The organism is Halomonas terrestris (assembly GCF_049166755.1).
Classification (GTDB): domain Bacteria; phylum Pseudomonadota; class Gammaproteobacteria; order Pseudomonadales; family Halomonadaceae; genus Halomonas.
Genome location: NZ_JBMHFZ010000002.1, coordinates 210,610 through 227,292, shown reverse-complemented (window position 1 = coordinate 227,292; position 16,683 = coordinate 210,610). Strand labels below are relative to the sequence as shown.

Genomic DNA, 16,683 nt, shown 5'->3' with positions numbered 1-16,683 from the left:
GTACACCGGACCTTGTAACGGATTGCAAAGAAAAAGGGCCTACCCTTTGGTAGACCCCTGATGCCAGTCAGTATGAGTAAGTTCGCTCTCTCCTACTACTTCACTCCCACTCGATCGTCGCAGGCGGCTTGCTGCTGACGTCGTAGGTCACCCGCGAGACGCCGGTGATCTCGTTGATGATGCGGTTGGAGACCGTTTCAAGGAGCTCGTAAGGCAGGTGCGCCCAGCGGGCGGTCATGAAGTCGATGGTCTCCACGGCGCGCAGGGCGATGACCCACTCGTAGCGGCGGGCGTCGCCGACCACGCCGACCGACTTCACCGGCAGGAAGACGGCGAAGGCCTGGCTGGTCTTGTGGTACCAGTCCGCCTTGTGCAGCTCCTCGATGAAGATGGCGTCGGCCTCGCGCAGGATGTCGGCGTACTCCTTCTTCACCTCGCCGAGGATGCGCACACCCAGGCCCGGCCCCGGGAAGGGGTGGCGGTAGACCATGTCGTAGGGCAGGCCGAGCTCGAGGCCGAGCTTGCGCACCTCGTCCTTGAACAGCTCGCGCAGCGGCTCCACCAGCTTGAGCTTCATGGTCTCGGGCAGGCCACCCACGTTGTGGTGCGACTTGATCACGTGGGCCTTGCCGGTCTTGGCGGCGGCGGACTCGATCACATCCGGGTAGATGGTGCCCTGGGCCAGGAAGTCCACGCCCTCGATCTTGCTCGCCTCGTCATCGAAGACGTCGATGAAGGTGTTGCCGATGATCTTGCGCTTGTCCTCGGGGTCGGCCACGCCCTCGAGCCTGGAGAGGAACTGCGCCTCGGCGTCCACGCGGATCACCTTCACGCCCATGTGGCGGGCGAAGGTCTCCATCACCTGGTCGCCCTCGGCCTTGCGCAACAGGCCGTTGTCGACGAACACGCAGGTCAGCTGGTCGCCGATGGCCTTGTGCAGCAGGGCCGCCACCACCGAGGAGTCCACGCCGCCGGAGAGGCCCAGCAGCACGTGGCGGTCGCCCACCTGGTCACGCACGCGGGCGATCTGGTCCTCGATGATCTGGGCCGGGGTCCAGAGACATTCCGCCTGGCAAATGCCCAGCACGAAGTGCTCGAGGATGCGCTGGCCCTGCAGGGTGTGGGTCACCTCGGGGTGGAACTGCACCCCGTAGAAGCGCTTCTCCTCCCAGGCCATGGCGGCGATGGGGCAGCTCGGCGTGGAGGCGGTGACGGTGAAGGTGTCGGGCACCCGGGCGACCTTGTCGCCATGGCTCATCCACACGTCGAGCAGGTTGCGCCCGGTCTCGTGGTCGATATGGTCCGAGATGTCGCGGAACAGCGCCGTCTCCTCGTCGACGCGGATCTGGGCGTAGCCGAACTCGTGGACATGGGAGCCCTCCACGGCGCCGCCCAGCTGCTCGGCCATGGTCTGCATGCCGTAGCAGATGCCCAGCACCGGCAGGCCCATCTCGAACACGCACCGGGGGGCGCGGGGCGAGTCCAGTTCGGTGACCGACTCCGGGCCGCCGGCGAGGATGATGCCGTTGGGGGCGTACTCGCGGATCTCGGCCTCGGTGATGTCGAAGGCGCGGACCTCGGAGTAGACGCCGATCTCGCGCACGCGGCGCGCGATCAGCTGGGTGTACTGGGAGCCGAAGTCGAGGATCAGGATCTTGTGGGCGTGGATATCGGTCATGAATGGGCCACCGGGGGTTGCAATGCCAGCGGCTGTGAGATGTGTCACGAGCTGCCGGTATGAAAACGGACGACAGAAGGAAGAAGGAAGGGTGAAGAAGGAAGGGGTTTCTTCTCTCTGGCCTCTTCCTTCTTCCGTCTCGGGCGGGGTTAACCCGCCCGGTAGTTGGGGGCTTCCTTGGTGATCTGCACGTCGTGCACGTGGGATTCGGCGAAGCCGGCCCCGGTGATCTGCACGAACTCCGGCTTGGTGCGCATCTCCTGGATGTCGGTGCAGCCGGTGTAGCCCATGGAGGCGCGCAGGCCACCCATCAGCTGGTGGACGATGGCACTCATCACGCCCTTGTAGGGGACGCGGCCCTCGATGCCCTCCGGCACCAGCTTCTCGGCGCCGGCGTTCTTGTCCTGGAAGTAGCGGTCCGCGGAGCCCTGGCTCTGGGCCATGGCGCCCATGGAGCCCATGCCGCGGTAGGCCTTGTAGGTGCGCCCCTGGAACAGCTCGACCTCGCCTGGCGCCTCCTCGGTACCGGCCAGCAGGCCGCCGACCATCACGCAGCTGGCGCCGGCGGCGATCGCCTTGGCCAGGTCGCCGGAGAAGCGCACGCCGCCGTCGGCGATCAGCGGGATGTCGTAGGGCTCGAGCGCGGCGGCGACGTTGGAGACCGCGGTGATCTGCGGCACGCCCACACCGGCCACCACGCGGGTGGTGCAGATGGAGCCGGGGCCGATGCCCACCTTGACGCCGTCGGCACCGGCCTCGGCGAGGTCCCTGGCCGCGGCGGCGGTGGCGATGTTGCCGCCGATCACCTGGATCTGCGGGAAGTGCTCCTTCGCCCAGCGGACCCGGTCGATCACGCCCCTGGAGTGGCCGTGGGCGGTGTCGACGATGATGGCATCGACGCCGGCCTCGGCCAGGGCGGCGATGCGATCGGGGGTCTCGGGGCCAGTGCCCACCGCCGCGCCCACCAGCAGGCGGCCATCGGCATCCTTGGCGGCGTGGGGGAAGGTGCGGGCCTTCTCGATGTCCTGGAAGGTGACCAGGCCGCGCAGGTGGAAACTGTCGTCCACCACCAGCATCTTCTCGACGCGGTGCTCCTGCATCTTGCCCTTGATCACGTCGAGGCCGGTGCCCTCGGGCACGGTGACCAGGCGCTCGCGGGGGGTCATGATGTCGGAGACGCTGTCGCCGTGGTTGGGCTGGAAGCGCATGTCGCGCTCGGTGACGATGCCCACCAGGGTCTCGCCCTCCACCACCGGGAAGCCGCTGAAGCCGTGCTCCTGGGCCATCGCCAGCAGGTCCTCCAGCTTGGCCTTGGGGCCCACGGTGACGGGATCCTTGACGATCACGCTCTCGTGCTTCTTGACCTTGCGCACCTCGGAGGCCTGATGGGCGATGGTCATGTTCTTGTGGATGATGCCGATGCCGCCTTCCTGGGCCATGGCGATGGCCAGGCGGGCTTCGGTCACGGTATCCATGGCGGCCGAGACGAGCGGGATGTTGAGGTAGAGGTTGCGGGTCAGGCGGGTCCTGAGGCTGACGTCCTTGGGCAGGACCTCGGAGTAGCCGGGCACGAGTAATACGTCATCGAACGTAAGAGCTTCTTGGGCCATACGTAGCATAATCGGCAACACCCAGTGAGCTGGTGGGGGGAGGAACTGAAGTTAATCGACCATTATAACGGCCAAGGGTGGGTGACGTCACGGGGTGGGTGCATCCCGGGAGCGTGGTAGTCTGTCGCGACGCCCCAACCGAGACGCTCCCGATGTCAGCCAGCGATACCGCCCTCTCCGTCAGCGACGTGAACCGCCGCGCCCGCCAGGCGCTGGAGCGCGACTTCGGCGAGCTGTGGGTCGAGGGCGAGCTCTCGGGGGTGTCACGGCCCGGCTCGGGGCATGTCTACTTCACCCTCAAGGACGACCGGGCCCAGCTGCGCTGCGCGCTGTTCCGCAACCGGGCACGCTTCGTCGCGGCGCCGATGCGCGACGGCGACCAGGTCAAGGTCCGCGGGCGGCTGTCGATCTTCGAGCCCCGCGGCGACTACCAGCTGATCGTCGAGGCGGTACAGGCGGCCGGCGTCGGCGAGCTGCTGGCGGCCTACGAACGCCTGAAGGCCAAGCTCGCCGCCGAGGGGGTGTTCGCCAATGCTCGCCCCCTGCCCTACCCGCCGCGCCACCTGCTGGTGCTGACCTCCCCCAGCGGTGCGGCGATCCGCGACGTGCTGGCGGTACTCGCCGCGCGCTGGCCGCAGGTGCAGGTGACGCTGATCCCGGTGCCGGTGCAGGGGCGCGAGGCGGCCCCGGCGCTGATCTCCGCGCTGGGCCTGCTCAACCGCCAGTCGGCACTGGACCCTGCCCGCGATGCCATCCTGATCACTCGCGGCGGCGGCAGCCTGGAGGACCTCTGGGCCTTCAACGACGAGCACCTGGCCCGGGCGATCCTCCATTCGCGGCTGCCGGTGATGTCGGCCGTGGGCCACGAGGTGGACGTGACCCTGGCCGACTTCGCCGCCGACGTGCGCGCCCCCACCCCGTCCGCCGCGGCGGAGCAGCTGGTGCCCGACCGGCGCGAGCTCGAGGCTCGCCTGACGACCCTGAGGAGCCGGCTCGAGCGCGCCCAGCTCGGCCGGCTGGAACGCGAGGCCCAGCGTCTCGACCACCTGCGCGCCCGGCTGCGCCACCCCCGCGAGGCGCTGGCGCGCCAACGCACGACCCTGGCCCAGCTGGAGGCGCGGCTGGTGCGCGCCATCCGGGGCCAGCTGGCGACCGAGCGCCGTCGCGAGGCGCACCTGGCCCAGCGGCTGGCGGCCCATCCCCCGGGGCGCCAGCTGGAGCAGGCGAGCCAGCGGCTGGCCCGCGCACGGGGCCGCCTGATCCCGGCGATGCAGCGCGATCTCGCCTTCCGGCAGGAGAGGCTCGGCGGCCTGGCCCGTGAACTGCAGGCGGTGAGCCCGCTGGCGGTGCTGGGGCGCGGCTACGCGATCCTGGAGGATGACCATGGGCAGGTGGTCCGCCGCGCGGCGGATACCCAGCCCGGCCAGGCGCTCACCGCCCGCCTGGGCGAGGGGCGGCTGAGGCTGGAGGTGAAACGGCGGCTGAAGAAGTGACACCTATCCGATCTGCCCCCAGGAAGGGAGATCGCCGAAATTGCCGATCGGTAACTTTCGATGACCAAGAGTGCTCACCTCGATGCAGAATTACCGAACGGTAATTTCATTCAAGCAAGTCAACGGATTCGGCCCTATACTTACCGAACGGTAATTAAGGCAGGACATCTCATGGCTGACAACGACTCGCCCAAGCCTGGCCTGGTGGCCGAACGGATTCGTCACAGCGAGGACCTCGGGAAGCTGGTTCGCCGGGTTCGGGCGGAACAGGAGCTGTTGCAGACCGATCTCGCCGGATTGGCCGGCACCGGGAACCGCTTTATCGTGGATCTCGAGCGTGGCAAGCCGACCCTGCAACTGCAGAAGGTCCTGGATGTGCTGGACCTGATGGGTCTCGAGGTCGTCGTCCAACGCAAGGGTGGACGACGCCATGGCGAGTGACGACGCCCTGGATGTCTATCACGGCGATCGCCTGGTGGGCAGGCTGCATGACGAACAGCCGCTGCGCTTCGAGTATGCACCGTCATGGCGGGAATACCCGCATGCCGAGCCCCTCTCGCCGTCGCTTCCGCTCACCCAGCAGGTCCATGCCGGCGATGCGGCGCTCGCCTACTTCGAGAACCTCCTTCCGGAAGGCGAGCTGCGCCGCCACCTCGAGATCAGCCGCCACACCACCACCGTCTTCGGACTGCTGAAATCCGTCGGTGGCGATACGGCCAGCGGCTTCACACTCCTGCCGCGGGGTGAGGTACCGGCACCGCCTCGCTACCGCCCCATCGGCTGGGGCGAACTGGCAGAGCGCCTTCATCACCGAGAGCGGGGGCCACTGCTTTCACAACAGGGCGAGGAAGCCCGCATCTCGCTGGCCGGTGCCCAGGACAAGCTGCTGCTGATGCTGCTGGACGACGGCCGCCCGGCCATCCCCGAGGGGACAGCGCCATCCAGCCATATCCTCAAGCCGGACATCCATGGCCGGAGAGGCGTCTGGTGCTCGGCACTCAATGAGGCCTTCTGCATGCAACTGGCTGCCGAGCTCGGGCTCGAGGTCGCACAGGCCAGCTATCAACCGGATACCCGGGCATGCCTCGTTCGGCGCTACGATCGGATCCCCGATGAGCGAGGCGGGCTACGACGCCTGCATCAGCTGGACTTCTGCCAGCTCGACGGTACACCCTCGACCATCAAGTACGAGAGCGACGGCGGTCCCGGCCTGGTGCGTTGCCGCGAACTCTTGCAGCAGGCAGGTGCGCCGGCCAGGGACCTGCAGCGGTTGATCGGTTGGTTCTTCTTCAACCTGCTGATAGGCAATAACGACAGCCATGCCAAGAACCTCTCCATCCTGCAGACCGATGAGGGGCCACGGTTGGCGCCGTTCTATGACCTGATGAGCACGACGCTCTATAGCGGCCTGTCGCGCCGCTTCGCTTTTCGTATTGACGGCGAGGATCGGCCCGGCAGGATCGAGAGGCCGCATCTCGAGTCGCTCGCCAGGTCGATGAGGTTCCAGCCACGTTACTTCATCCGGCACGGGCTCGAGCTGGCAGAACACATGCCAGCGGCCATCGACAGGACACTCGAACCCCTTCGCGAGGTGACCCACCCCGGGACGGAGCACACACTACTGGAACGGCTCCAGCAACGACTGACGGGCAATTGCCGCAAGCTGGCAGCTCACTGGTCAGCCGGGCCGGGCTGACCGGCACTCCCGCGCGCGCTCACTCCTCGCCGTGGCGGGCGGCCGGCTTGAAGGTGCCGGGCTCGAGCTCGTGGCGGGCCAGCAGCTTGTAGAAGTCGGTGCGGTTGCGCCCGGCGATGCGCGCCGCCTGGGTGACGTTCCCTTCGGTGATCTTCAGCACCTTGATCAGGTAGCTGCGCTCGAAGCCGGCGCGGGCGTCGTTGAAGGTCGGCAGGGCATTGTCCTCGGCGGCCAGGGCCTGGGCCACCAGCGCCTCGGGGATCATCGCCGAGCTGGTCAGGGCCACGCACTGCTCCACCACGTTGACCAGCTGGCGCACGTTGCCGGGCCAGGCGCTGGAGGCCAGCAGGTTGAGCGCCTCCGGCGAGAAGCCCTTGACGAAGGGCTTGTGGCGTTCGGCGGCCTGGGTCACCAGGTGCTTGGCGAGCAGCGGCACGTCCTCGGCCCGCTCCTTGAGCGCCGGCAGCTTGAGGTTGACCACGTTGAGGCGGTAGTAGAGGTCCTCGCGGAACTCCCCCTCGTGCATGGCCCGGTCGAGGTCGCGGTGGGTGGCCGAGATGATGCGCACGTCGATGGGGGTCGAGGTGGTCGAGCCCAGCGGGCGGATCTGGCGCTCCTGCAGGGCACGCAGCAGCTTGACCTGCAGGGTCAGCGGCATGTCGCCGATCTCGTCGAGGAACAGGGTGCCGCCGTCGGCGGCCTGGAACAGGCCGCGGTGCTCGCTCACCGCCCCGGTGAAGGCCCCCTTGGCGTGGCCGAACAGCTCGCTCTCCAGCAGCTGCTCCGGCAGCGCCCCGCAGTTGATCGCCACGAAGGGCTTGTCGGCCCGGGAGCTGGCCTTGTGGATGGCATTGGCCAGCAGCTCCTTGCCCGAACCGGAAGCGCCGGTGATCAGCACGCTGACGTCGGAGGCCGCCACCATCCGCGCCTGCTCCAGGATGCGCTCCATCTCGGGGCTGCGGGTGATGATCCCCTCGCGCCAGGCCTCGTCACCTTCACCATTGGGGCCTGTGGTCTGGGCCAGCGCCTCGTCGATGGCGGCGAACAGCTCGTCGCGGTCGATCGGCTTGGTGAGGAAGCTGAACACCCCCTGGCGGGTGGCACTCACGGCATCGGGAATCGAGCCGTGGGCGGTGAGCAGGATCACCGGCAGCCCCGGTGCCTGGCGCTGGACCTCCTGGAACAGCGCCAGGCCGTCCATCTCGTCCATGCGCAGGTCGGTGAGCACCAGCTCGGGGCGGTCGGTCTCCAGTACCTTGAGCGCCTGACGGCCGCTCTCGGCGGTAGTCACCCGGTAGCCGCGGCTCTCCAGGCGCATGCCCAGCAGCTTGAGCAGGCTGACGTCATCATCGACCAGCAGGATATGGGGGCTGGGTTCCCGGGAACTGGACGACCGCGTCGCGGGCGCTCGGCTGGCTTGCATTCGGGTGGCATGTTTCACGTTTCATCTCCCTGTCAGTCGGTCTGCTGTCGCAGGTTGATGTTCTGTTCGATGGCGGTGAGCGCCTCCAGCTTCTCGGCCAGGGCGGCGTTTTCCGCCTCCATGGCGGCGAGTTCCGCGCGAGAGCTCTCGAGGCGGCCCGCCATGGCGCGGCGTCCTTCCACCTCGTTGAGCCAGTAGCGCAGCAGTGGCTGGAGCGCAGCCGGGGCGGTGTGCAGGTCCGCCTTGAACAGTTCGGAGGCACGGTCCCACTGGTTCTCGTTGCCCCACGCCAGGAGGATGGCTCGTGCCAGCCGCTGCTCTCTCGCCTCTCCGGCCAGGCGAGCGAGCTTGGCATCGCGCCAGGCGCGGTCGCCGCGCTGGGAGGCCAGCCCGAAGGCAACCCAGTCGGGCAGCAGGCAGGCCTCATTGTCGAAGTCGGGAATCACGGCGTGACAGCCCTGGGTCGACGACTCGGCAGCGACCGGTGCCGTCGACAGCGGCTGTTCGGGCAGCAATTCACAACCGGCCAGCCAGGCCGCTGTCAGGCAGACCAGCACAGGACGATAGTTCATTGTCATCGGTTCCTTGCGTATGCGCTCACTTGCCCTTCGAGCGCCTGGTTCTCGTCAGCGATCTGCGCCGGCGCTTCGGCACGCGGCAAAGTCAGGCGGAAGCAGACCGCAAAGTACGGATCATTCACCAGCGTCAGGGTGCCATGCTGCAGCCGGGCACAGTCGGCAGCCACCGACAGGCCGATGCCGGACCCCTTGAGCGGCCCCTTGCGGCGGGCGCGTCCCTGGTAGAAGGCCTCGAACAGCCTCGACCGATCCTCCTCGGCGATCGGCTCGCCGCTGTTGGCCACTTCGATCACCAGGCGGTCATGGTTGCGACGGGCGCGGATCTCCAGTTCGCCGCCGTCTTCACCATAGGCGATGGCGTTCGAGATCAGGTTGTCGAGGATGCGGCTGGTGGCGGTCCGGTCGGCCTGCCATTCCAGGGGCCCGTCGAAGCAGTCGACATGCATGCCCTTGTTGTTCAGGGCCAGGCGATGCTTGGCCAGCACCTCCTTGACCACGGTGGCGATATCCAGCCGCTCGGCCTGCATCTGGCGATTGTGCTGCAGCAGGTTGTAGTCGAGCAGCTGCTCGATCAGTCGCTGAAGTTCACCGCCGCTGGCGTCGATCAGCTCGAGAATCTCGCGCTGGTGCGGCGAGAGCTCGCCGGCCACCCCGTCGGCGAGCAGCGCCGACCCCTCGCGCACGCTGGCCAGCGGGGTCTTGAGCTCGTGGGACATGTGGCGCAGGAACTGCTGCTTCTGCGCCTCGAGTTCCTCCAGCCGCGAGGAGAGCCAGTCGAGCCGCTCGTCGAGCTGGACGAGTTCCGCCGGGCCCTGGATCGGCCGCACGGCATGCGACTGGCTGCCGCTGCCGATGCCCAGCACGCGCCGCTCGAGCTGGCGCACCGGGCGGATGATCAACCAGGAGAACAGCAGCATCAGCACCAGGCTGGCCGACACCAGGGCGGCGGTCTGCAGCCAGAGCCGGGTCTGCACGGCCTCGGCCCGCTCACGAATCGCCTCGATGCGGGTGTCGATCTGGCGATTGGTGGCGCGCCGCATCGCCTCGGTATGCTGGGCGAAGGGCAGGAAATCGGCGAGCCGTTCCTGGAACTCTTCCATGGGCAGCTCGGGCAGGCGGGCGAGCGCCTCCAGCTGCTGCTCCAACGCCGCCACATCGGGATCGTCGGGCAGAAGCTCTCGCTGCTGGGCCAGCAACGCCCCGTACTCCTCGATTCGCTCGTCGTAGATCTCCAGCAGGCTCTCCTGCTCGACCACCGCGTACTGCCGGGCGCCGCGCTCCATCTCCAGGGCCAGGGCACTGAGCGAGCGGGCCCGGCGGGTCTCCTCGACCGCCTGACGGGCGCTGACATCGGCCAAGCGCGACAGCTCCGACAGCGCCTGGCCGGCCTGGAGCATCAGGATGGCCAGCGGCAGCATCACCACGAGAAAGGCCAGCAGGACGAGTTGCAGCAGCGAGCGTGGGCGCCAGCGACGCGAGACTCGGGAGGTCATGACCAGAGCTCTTTGCAGAATGATGAGAGGTACTGCCATCGTATACGCCCAAAGAATACCAGAATTCTGCCGGACAGCGCTCGACTGCCCACCGAGCCCCCGCCGCGCGCGACCGAAAAAAAAGGGCCGGCAGAGCCGGCCCAAGTACGCAGGGAACTGAAGGGTCTGGAAAACACGCCGCTCGTCTGCCTGGTCAGCTCGAACGGCCCGCTTTCCATGGGCCAGAGGCCCCGAAGCCATGCGAAGACCCTTGCCACCAGGGAGCCGTCTTCACATGCGGGTGGCGAACCATCGCGCGGCGCGCCGCCCTGCTTCGTTCCTGGCATCACCGCCTCGGCCCTTGCCGCGGCGATGCTGCTCGATTCGATCCCCCTCGAAAGGGGGATGAGGCATCCTTGCCTGGGCGTCCTTGCCCTTCTGGTACACTTCCTTGCCTTGCAGCGGTACCCGTCTCATCGCAACCTAAAGTCACACATCGCTTGGAGCAGACGCTGATCGCGTTCGGGGCCGGGCGCACAGGGCAGTGTTTGACCGGACTCCCTTGGCGATCGGAAAGCGGCTCGAGCCGTAATGAACCGCTTCCGTTGCTCACCCTTACCATTGCCAATGCCGTGCCAGGAAATTGTCATTCCCTTTATTTTCAGTAATTTAAAATCACCAAAAAGTTGGCACGCCGCCATGCGACGGCTTGCGGCCCGGCGAGCGGCGGGTTTTCGGGCCAATATCGTTGCCTTATGGAGACACCAAACCCAGGACTCAGAAAAAGTCTTTCTTGATCAACAGGATATATCGTTGCCGATCGGAGACACCCTCACGGGCCGCGACGCCGTGAGGCGACAGCGCACCACGCGTGCGGTTCGCGGGGAGGCCGCCGGTGGCGGCCGGACAGCCGGCCTTCAGGACATCTCGATGCCCAGCTCGTCGATGAAGCGGTCGCGCCGGGAGATGGCCGTTGCGGCGTCGTCGCCGGCGACGGTGGCACAGGCGTTGATCAGGCATTCGGCGGCGGCGAAGAAGGCCACCATGCTGTTGGAGAGGAAGCTGGTCTCGTGGGGTACCAGAATCGAGACATCGGAGTGGCGCACCAGCGGCGAGCTGGCATAGTCGGTGAGCACCAGCGTCTGCATGCCGTGCTCATGGGCCACCCGGCAGACGTCGACCACCTGCCGCGTATAGGGCTTGCAGCTGGCGGCGATCAGGACATCCCCGGGTGACATGGCGGCGAGGCCTTCGGCGATGCCGTTGCCGGTGCCGCCCAGCAGCCCGACGTCGGCACGCAGCATGCCCAGTCCATAGGCGGTGAAGCTGCACAGGGCGTGGAACTGGCGCACGCCGTGGAGGCGAACCCGGCCCGCCCCCATCACGGCCTGGGCGAAGGCCTCGATATCCCCGTGCTCGAGCCCCTGGGCGAACCGTTCGATGTTCTGCCGATTCTCCGCACAGAGCCGATCGGCCTGGGCCTGCAGGTGGTGCCGATCGGCCTTCAGGGCCGTACTGGCGTGGTCACGGTAGAAGGAGCGCGACTGCGACAGCGACGTGCTGAGCAGCACGCCCTGCAGGTCGCTGAAGCGCTCGTAGCCCAGGGAGCGCGCCAGGCGCGAGATGGTCGAGGGGTTGACCTGCAGCTGGCGGGCGGCGGTGGAGATCGACAGCAGGGCCTGATCGCCGTTGAGCTCGATCAGCCGTGCCAGGACTTCCTGGGCCTTGGGCCCGAGGCGCAGCTCGGTCTCTCCCCGCGAGATACGCAGGGAGAGTGCACGCAGGGCTTCAACCGTCTCCGGGGGACGGGCGATGCGGGAGGTGTCCGGCATAGGCGGGCGCGGCTCCTGGTCGATCGTGGACGCACCATGCTACCCCATCCGGGCCGGGTTGCATCACCGCCGTGGCCAGGGTGTTCTCGTGGTCGGGGTCGTCGGGGTCCAGGCGCAGGATCGGCAGCCCGCTGCCCTGCCGATCGTGGAGCAGTGCCAGCGGCTCGCGCACCCCTTCCTCGAGCAGCTCATCGCCACGCCGCTGACGCTCCCGGGACGAGTCGGTGATGATCTGGTGTGCCAGGCCCCGGGCATGGTGCAGGGCGTGGTTGGCATGGACCCGTGGCGTGACGACCTCCTCTACCGAGACCTCGCCTCCGCCGAACTCGACGCTGACGATCGCCCCGCCGGCGGCCTCCGCCAGGGTGAAGTGGAAGCCGCCACTGCGGGGATGACGACGCAGCAGCGCCAGCGCCTCCTCCACCCCCGCCAGGTCGAGCACGGCACGCCCCAGCACCATCCGCGGAACCTCCGGCGCCAGCCCCGTCAGCCGCAGGTTGTTGACCGCCTGCACCATGCCACGGCCGGTGAACGCCAGGGTGTGGCCCGGCAAGGAGCCCGGGTAGCAGAACGCCGTGAAGCCGGGTGCGTGGTCCGGCAGGGCCTCGAACATGAAGCAGTGGCCGGCGAAGAACGGCAGGCCGTCCTCGTTGTGGGCCACCAGGGGGCGTGCCCCCGGCACGACGAGGGTGGTGCAGCCATCCGGCACGCTGGCCAGCAGGTCCCCGCGGCAGTTCCAGGCGAACACCGGCTCGACCGGCAGCGACAGCCCCTCGGCGAGGCCCTCGATCTCGGCCCAGACCCGGGGGAAATGGCGCCGGGTGGTCTCGGCCATGCGGGCCAGGGCACGGTGATGCCCGGGGTCGTTGATGCGTGCCCAGAGGGGGCTCGGCAACAGCCGCTCGTGCACGGCTCGACGGCCCGCCCGACCCAGCGCCCGGCCCAGCGCCCGGGGGTCGCCGCCGGCCCGCTGCCAGCCGATCGGGGAAGTGGACTCAGACATGGCGCAGGAAGTCCCTCATCCGGTCGTTGGGGGGGCTGTCGATCACCTCGGCCGGCTTGCCGTCCACCGCGATCTTGCCGTGCTCCATGAAGATCAGCCGCGTGCCGACCTGCTTGGCGAAGGACATCTCGTGGGTGACCACCACCATGGTCATGTGCTCCTCGGCGAGGGTGCGCATGACGTTGAGCACCTCCTGCTTGAGCTCCGGGTCGAGCGCCGAGGTCGGCTCGTCGAACAGCATGACCTTGGGCTTGATCGCCAGCGACCGCGCGATCGCCACGCGCTGCTGCTGGCCGCCGGAGAGCTCGTGGGGATAGTGCTTCGCCTTGTCGGCCAGGCCCACCTTCTCCAGCAGCTCCCGGGCATGGCGGTCGGCCTCCTTGCGACCGACATGGCGTACCTGGCGCTGACCGAAGGCGACGTTCTCGAGGGCCGTCATCTGCGGGAAGAGGTTGAACTGCTGGAACACCATGCCGGCCTCCTGGCGGATCTCGCGCAGCACCCGGCTGCCCCCCTTGACGCTCAGCTGATCGACGACCAGGTCGCCGCCGCTGATCATCTCCAGGCCGTTGATGCAGCGCAGCAGGGTCGACTTGCCGGATCCCGAGGGGCCGATCAGCACGACCACCTCGCCGCGGTGGACCTCCAGGTCGACCCGGTCGATCACCTTGAGCGGCCCGAAGTGCTTGGAGACATCGTGAAATTGAATGATGGCGCTCATAGGATCCTCATTCGCTTCTCGATGATGCGCAGGATCATCGTCAGGGTGCCCGTCATGAGCAGGTAGAAGACCGCCACCGCGGTCCAGATCTCCACGGCGCGGAAGTTGGCCGCCATGATCTCCTGGCCGGTGCGCGTCAGTTCGCTCACCCCGATCACGATGAACAGGGAGGTATCCTTGAGGCTGACGATGCATTGGTTGCCCAGCGGCGGTATCAGCCGGCGAAAGGCCAGCGGCCCGACGATGTGGACGATCACCTTCCAGCGCGGCAGCCCGATGGAGAGCCCCGCCTCGGTCAGCCCTCGGGAGATGGAGAGTACCGCGCCCCTCACGATCTCGGCGATATAGGCGCCGGCGTTGATGACGATCGCCAGGATCGCCGTGGTCATGGGATCGATGCGGATGCTGGCCAGCACGGGCAGCGCGAAATAGAGAAACATCACCTGGACGACGATGGGCGTGCCACGGATCACCTCGACGTAGACGAAGGCGATGCCGTTGATGACACGCCCCCCGTAGGCGCGCATCAGGCCGACGACGGCACCGATCAGCATGCCCCCCGCCAGCCCCACCACGGTGATGTGGAGCGTGACCCTCGCCCCGGCCAGCAGCTGGGGCAGGAATCCGGTAATGATGGACCAATCGACATTCATGCTCGACTCCCGACTCTCAGTGTCGAACGGGCGGGGTGCCCCGCCCATTCGGTGCTATCGAACGTGATCGACGGGACTATCGAGCGGCGTCTTCGCCGAACCACCTGGCGTAGATCTCGTCGTAGCGGCCGTCCTCGCGCATGGAGGCGAGCACGCCGTTGACCGGCTCGACCAGTGCGCTGCCCTTGGGGAAGGCGATGCCGTACTCGTGGGCCATCATCTGCTCGCCGACGGCCTTCACCTGGCCGTCCCCCGCCGTGGCGATGTAGTAGAGGACGTTGGGCGTATCGTGCATGGCGGCATCCACACGCCCGGTGCGCAGTTCGAGATAGGCGTTGTCGATGTTGGGGAACTGTCGCAACTCGGTCTCGGTGAAGTTCTCGCGCGCGTAGTCCGCCGCCGAGGTCCCCGTGCGCACGGCGAGGGTCTTGCCGGCCAGGTCCTCGGCGCTCTCGATGTCGCTGCCCGTGGGCACCATGATGCGAAAGCCGCTCTCGTAGTAGCCATCGGAGAAGTCGATGACTTCGGCACGGTCGGGGCGGATGGTGATGCCGGCGAGGGCGACATCGACCTGGCCGGTCTGCAGGCCGGGGATGATGCCGTTGAAGTCCATCGCCCGCAGCTCGTACTCGAGCTCCAGCTCGTCGGAGATGACCTTCCACATGTCGATGTCGAAACCGACATATTCCCCATCCTGCATGAATTCGAAGGGGACGAAGGCGGTATCGGTCGCCACGACCAGGCGGTCGGCGTGAGCCGCCACGGCGGCCAGGGAGAGAGCGGCAGCGGCCGCCCAGGGTGTCAGCCTCTTCATGGTAGCGTTCCTCATCACTGTTGGAGTTGTTCGGGAAACGACGATCGAGCCCGGTCGCCTGGGTGCTGGCGGACATGGCCATGCGGCAAGGCCAGGCTCTGCAATTATATTTGCACAACAATACACAATGATCAAATTTTTGCATGAAGAGGGCGCAGGGGCTCACGCCCGGCGGCTTCGCCCGGGCGGGGCACTGTCGGGGAAGGACCTGAATACCCCCACGGATTTCTCGTCTATGGCGGGCTTCGCGACTTGGCTGGGGTCTGATCCCATAGGGGCAGGCCTCGGCGCCTTTTCCGGCCAACGTACCGCCAGCGCCGAGAGAGTGATGCGGCCCGGGTCGCCGCTCAGACGAGCGTCTTGGTGAGTATCTTGGACTTGCGGGCGTAGTTGTAGGTGTCGCGCTTGAGCGGCGGCAGGTCCTCGATGTCGGCGAGGCGAAAGCCATGCTCGAAGAACCAGTGGGTGGTGTGCGTGGTCAGCGCGAACAGCGCGGTGAGCCCCAGGCGCCGTGCGCGGCGCTCGATCTCGGCCAGCAGCAACTCGCCCCGCGCCCCGCCACGGTAGTCGTCATGCACGGCGACACAGGCCAGCTCGGCCATCTCGGCGTCGCGGAAGGTATGCAGGGCCGCACAGCCGATGACCATGCCGTCGCGCTCGATCACCAGGTAGTCGTCGATCTCGTGCTCGAGTCGCTCGCGGGAGCGCGGCACCAGCATGCCACGGCTCTCCAGCGGCTCGAGCAGCTCGAGCAGCCCGCCGATGTCGCCCAGTTCCGCCGGGCGCAACTGCTCGTAGCGGTGCTGAGTGATCATGGTACCCACCCCGTCCCGGGTGAACAGTTCGCCGAGCAGGGCGTCGTGGTCGTGCCAGGAGATCAGGTGAGTACGGGCCACCCCGTGGCGGGCGGCGGCACAGGCCGCGCCCAGGTGGCGGGCCAGCTCGCTGCCGGGAGCCGCCTGGCCCAGCAGCGGCGCGGCCTCGCCCGGATTCAGCTGGCGCTGCAGCTGGCCGCTCCGGTCGTACAGGCCGCTGGCCTCCCCCAGCAGGATCAGCTTGTCGGCACCCAGCGCCATGGCGGCGTGCTGCGCCACCTCGGAGGCATCCAGGTCGAACACTTCACCGGTGCTGGAGTAGCCCAGCGGCGGCAGTACCACCAGGGTCCCCTTCTCCAGCAGTCCCTCGATGGCACCGGCCCTCACCCGACGCACCTCGCCGCTGTGGTGGAAATCGATGCCCTCGCGCACCCCCAGCGGCTTGGCCATCACCAGGTTGCCCGAGACCGCGGTCAGCTCCACCCCGTGCAACGGGGTATTGGGCAACCCCAGCGAGAGCCGTGCCTCGAGCCACAGCCGCTGTTCGGCGGCCACGCGCTCGACGCACGCCATGATCGCCTGGTCGGCCACCCAGCGCCCCCGGTGGCACTTCGGCACGATCTCGGCCGCCTCCAGGGCCTGCTCGACCTGGGGGCGAATGCCGAACACCACCACCAGCCGCACGCCCAGGGTATGCAGTAGCGCCAGGTCCTGGATCAGCTGCTCGCTTCGTCCTCGCGCCATGGCCTCGCCCTCGATCAGGATGACGAAGGTGCGGCCCCGGTGGGCATTGATGTAGGGCGAAGAGTTGCGAAACCAGTCGACGAAGGGGAAGCGAGTATCCAAGGCCGCACTCCGGCAGCAGATGAGGGATGGGTGAAATCGACTTCGACTA

Annotated in this window: 14 protein-coding genes; 3 read left to right on the top strand and 11 right to left on the bottom strand. The window is 67.6% G+C overall.

Features of this window, described 5'->3' with window-relative positions; genetic code table 11:
• Positions 1–100: 100 nt before the first annotated feature.
• Positions 101–1,678 carry a glutamine-hydrolyzing GMP synthase gene (gene guaA / locus ACOMD9_RS03325; RefSeq protein WP_421412130.1) on the bottom strand — a complete coding sequence of 526 codons (1,578 nt, stop codon included), beginning with the start codon at positions 1,676–1,678 and terminating at the stop codon, positions 101–103.
• 149 nt (positions 1,679–1,827) lie between these two features.
• Complete coding sequence (guaB, locus tag ACOMD9_RS03320) at positions 1,828–3,297, bottom strand: IMP dehydrogenase (protein WP_421412129.1); 1,470 nt, start codon at positions 3,295–3,297, stop codon at positions 1,828–1,830.
• Positions 3,298–3,440: 143 nt separating this feature from the next.
• Between guaB and xseA the strand changes: the two genes are divergently transcribed.
• From xseA to ACOMD9_RS03305, 3 genes are all read left to right on the top strand, one after another.
• On the top strand, positions 3,441–4,781 hold the full coding sequence (gene xseA, locus ACOMD9_RS03315) for an exodeoxyribonuclease VII large subunit (protein ID WP_421412128.1): 1,341 nt from the start codon (positions 3,441–3,443) through the stop codon (positions 4,779–4,781).
• Between the two features lie 171 nt (positions 4,782–4,952).
• On the top strand, positions 4,953–5,222 hold the full coding sequence (locus tag ACOMD9_RS03310) for a type II toxin-antitoxin system Y4mF family antitoxin (protein ID WP_421412127.1): 270 nt from the start codon (positions 4,953–4,955) through the stop codon (positions 5,220–5,222).
• Positions 5,212–6,477, top strand: coding sequence for a type II toxin-antitoxin system HipA family toxin (locus tag ACOMD9_RS03305; RefSeq protein ID WP_421412126.1), 1,266 nt, complete (start codon positions 5,212–5,214; stop codon positions 6,475–6,477). Before ACOMD9_RS03310 ends, ACOMD9_RS03305 begins: the two co-directional genes overlap by 11 nt.
• A 19-nt stretch (positions 6,478–6,496) precedes the next feature.
• Here the strand turns inward: ACOMD9_RS03305 and glrR are convergent, their stop codons facing one another.
• The 9 genes from glrR to argA form a co-directional block, all read right to left on the bottom strand.
• The gene (gene glrR, locus ACOMD9_RS03300) at positions 6,497–7,900 is read right to left on the bottom strand and encodes a two-component system response regulator GlrR (RefSeq protein WP_421412287.1); all 1,404 of its coding nucleotides are present in this window, start codon (positions 7,898–7,900) and stop codon (positions 6,497–6,499) included.
• A gap of 32 nt (positions 7,901–7,932) precedes the next feature.
• A complete protein-coding gene (locus ACOMD9_RS03295) occupies positions 7,933–8,472 on the bottom strand; it encodes a hypothetical protein (protein ID WP_421412125.1) in 540 nt (179 codons plus the stop codon).
• A gap of 2 nt (positions 8,473–8,474) precedes the next feature.
• Complete coding sequence (locus tag ACOMD9_RS03290; RefSeq protein WP_421412124.1) at positions 8,475–9,971, bottom strand: ATP-binding protein; 1,497 nt, start codon at positions 9,969–9,971, stop codon at positions 8,475–8,477.
• Between the two features lie 896 nt (positions 9,972–10,867).
• Positions 10,868–11,782, bottom strand: a complete 915-nt coding sequence (locus ACOMD9_RS03285) for a MurR/RpiR family transcriptional regulator (RefSeq protein ID WP_421412123.1) — start codon at positions 11,780–11,782, stop codon at positions 10,868–10,870.
• Positions 11,739–12,785: a C45 family autoproteolytic acyltransferase/hydolase gene (locus ACOMD9_RS03280; RefSeq protein WP_421412122.1), complete on the bottom strand. Its 1,047-nt coding sequence runs from the start codon at positions 12,783–12,785 to the stop codon at positions 11,739–11,741. Before ACOMD9_RS03280 ends, ACOMD9_RS03285 begins: the two co-directional genes overlap by 44 nt.
• Complete coding sequence (glnQ, locus tag ACOMD9_RS03275) at positions 12,778–13,506, bottom strand: glutamine ABC transporter ATP-binding protein GlnQ (protein WP_465249801.1); 729 nt, start codon at positions 13,504–13,506, stop codon at positions 12,778–12,780. Before glnQ ends, ACOMD9_RS03280 begins: the two co-directional genes overlap by 8 nt.
• Complete coding sequence (gene glnP / locus ACOMD9_RS03270) at positions 13,503–14,159, bottom strand: glutamine ABC transporter permease GlnP (RefSeq protein WP_421412121.1); 657 nt, start codon at positions 14,157–14,159, stop codon at positions 13,503–13,505. The genes glnQ and glnP overlap by 4 nt, the downstream gene beginning before the upstream one ends.
• A 76-nt stretch (positions 14,160–14,235) precedes the next feature.
• Positions 14,236–14,973, bottom strand: a complete 738-nt coding sequence (gene glnH / locus ACOMD9_RS03265) for a glutamine ABC transporter substrate-binding protein GlnH (RefSeq protein ID WP_421412120.1) — start codon at positions 14,971–14,973, stop codon at positions 14,236–14,238.
• Positions 14,974–15,320: 347 nt separating this feature from the next.
• The gene (gene argA / locus ACOMD9_RS03260) at positions 15,321–16,634 is read right to left on the bottom strand and encodes an amino-acid N-acetyltransferase (protein WP_421412119.1); all 1,314 of its coding nucleotides are present in this window, start codon (positions 16,632–16,634) and stop codon (positions 15,321–15,323) included.
• Positions 16,635–16,683 lie beyond the last annotated feature (49 nt).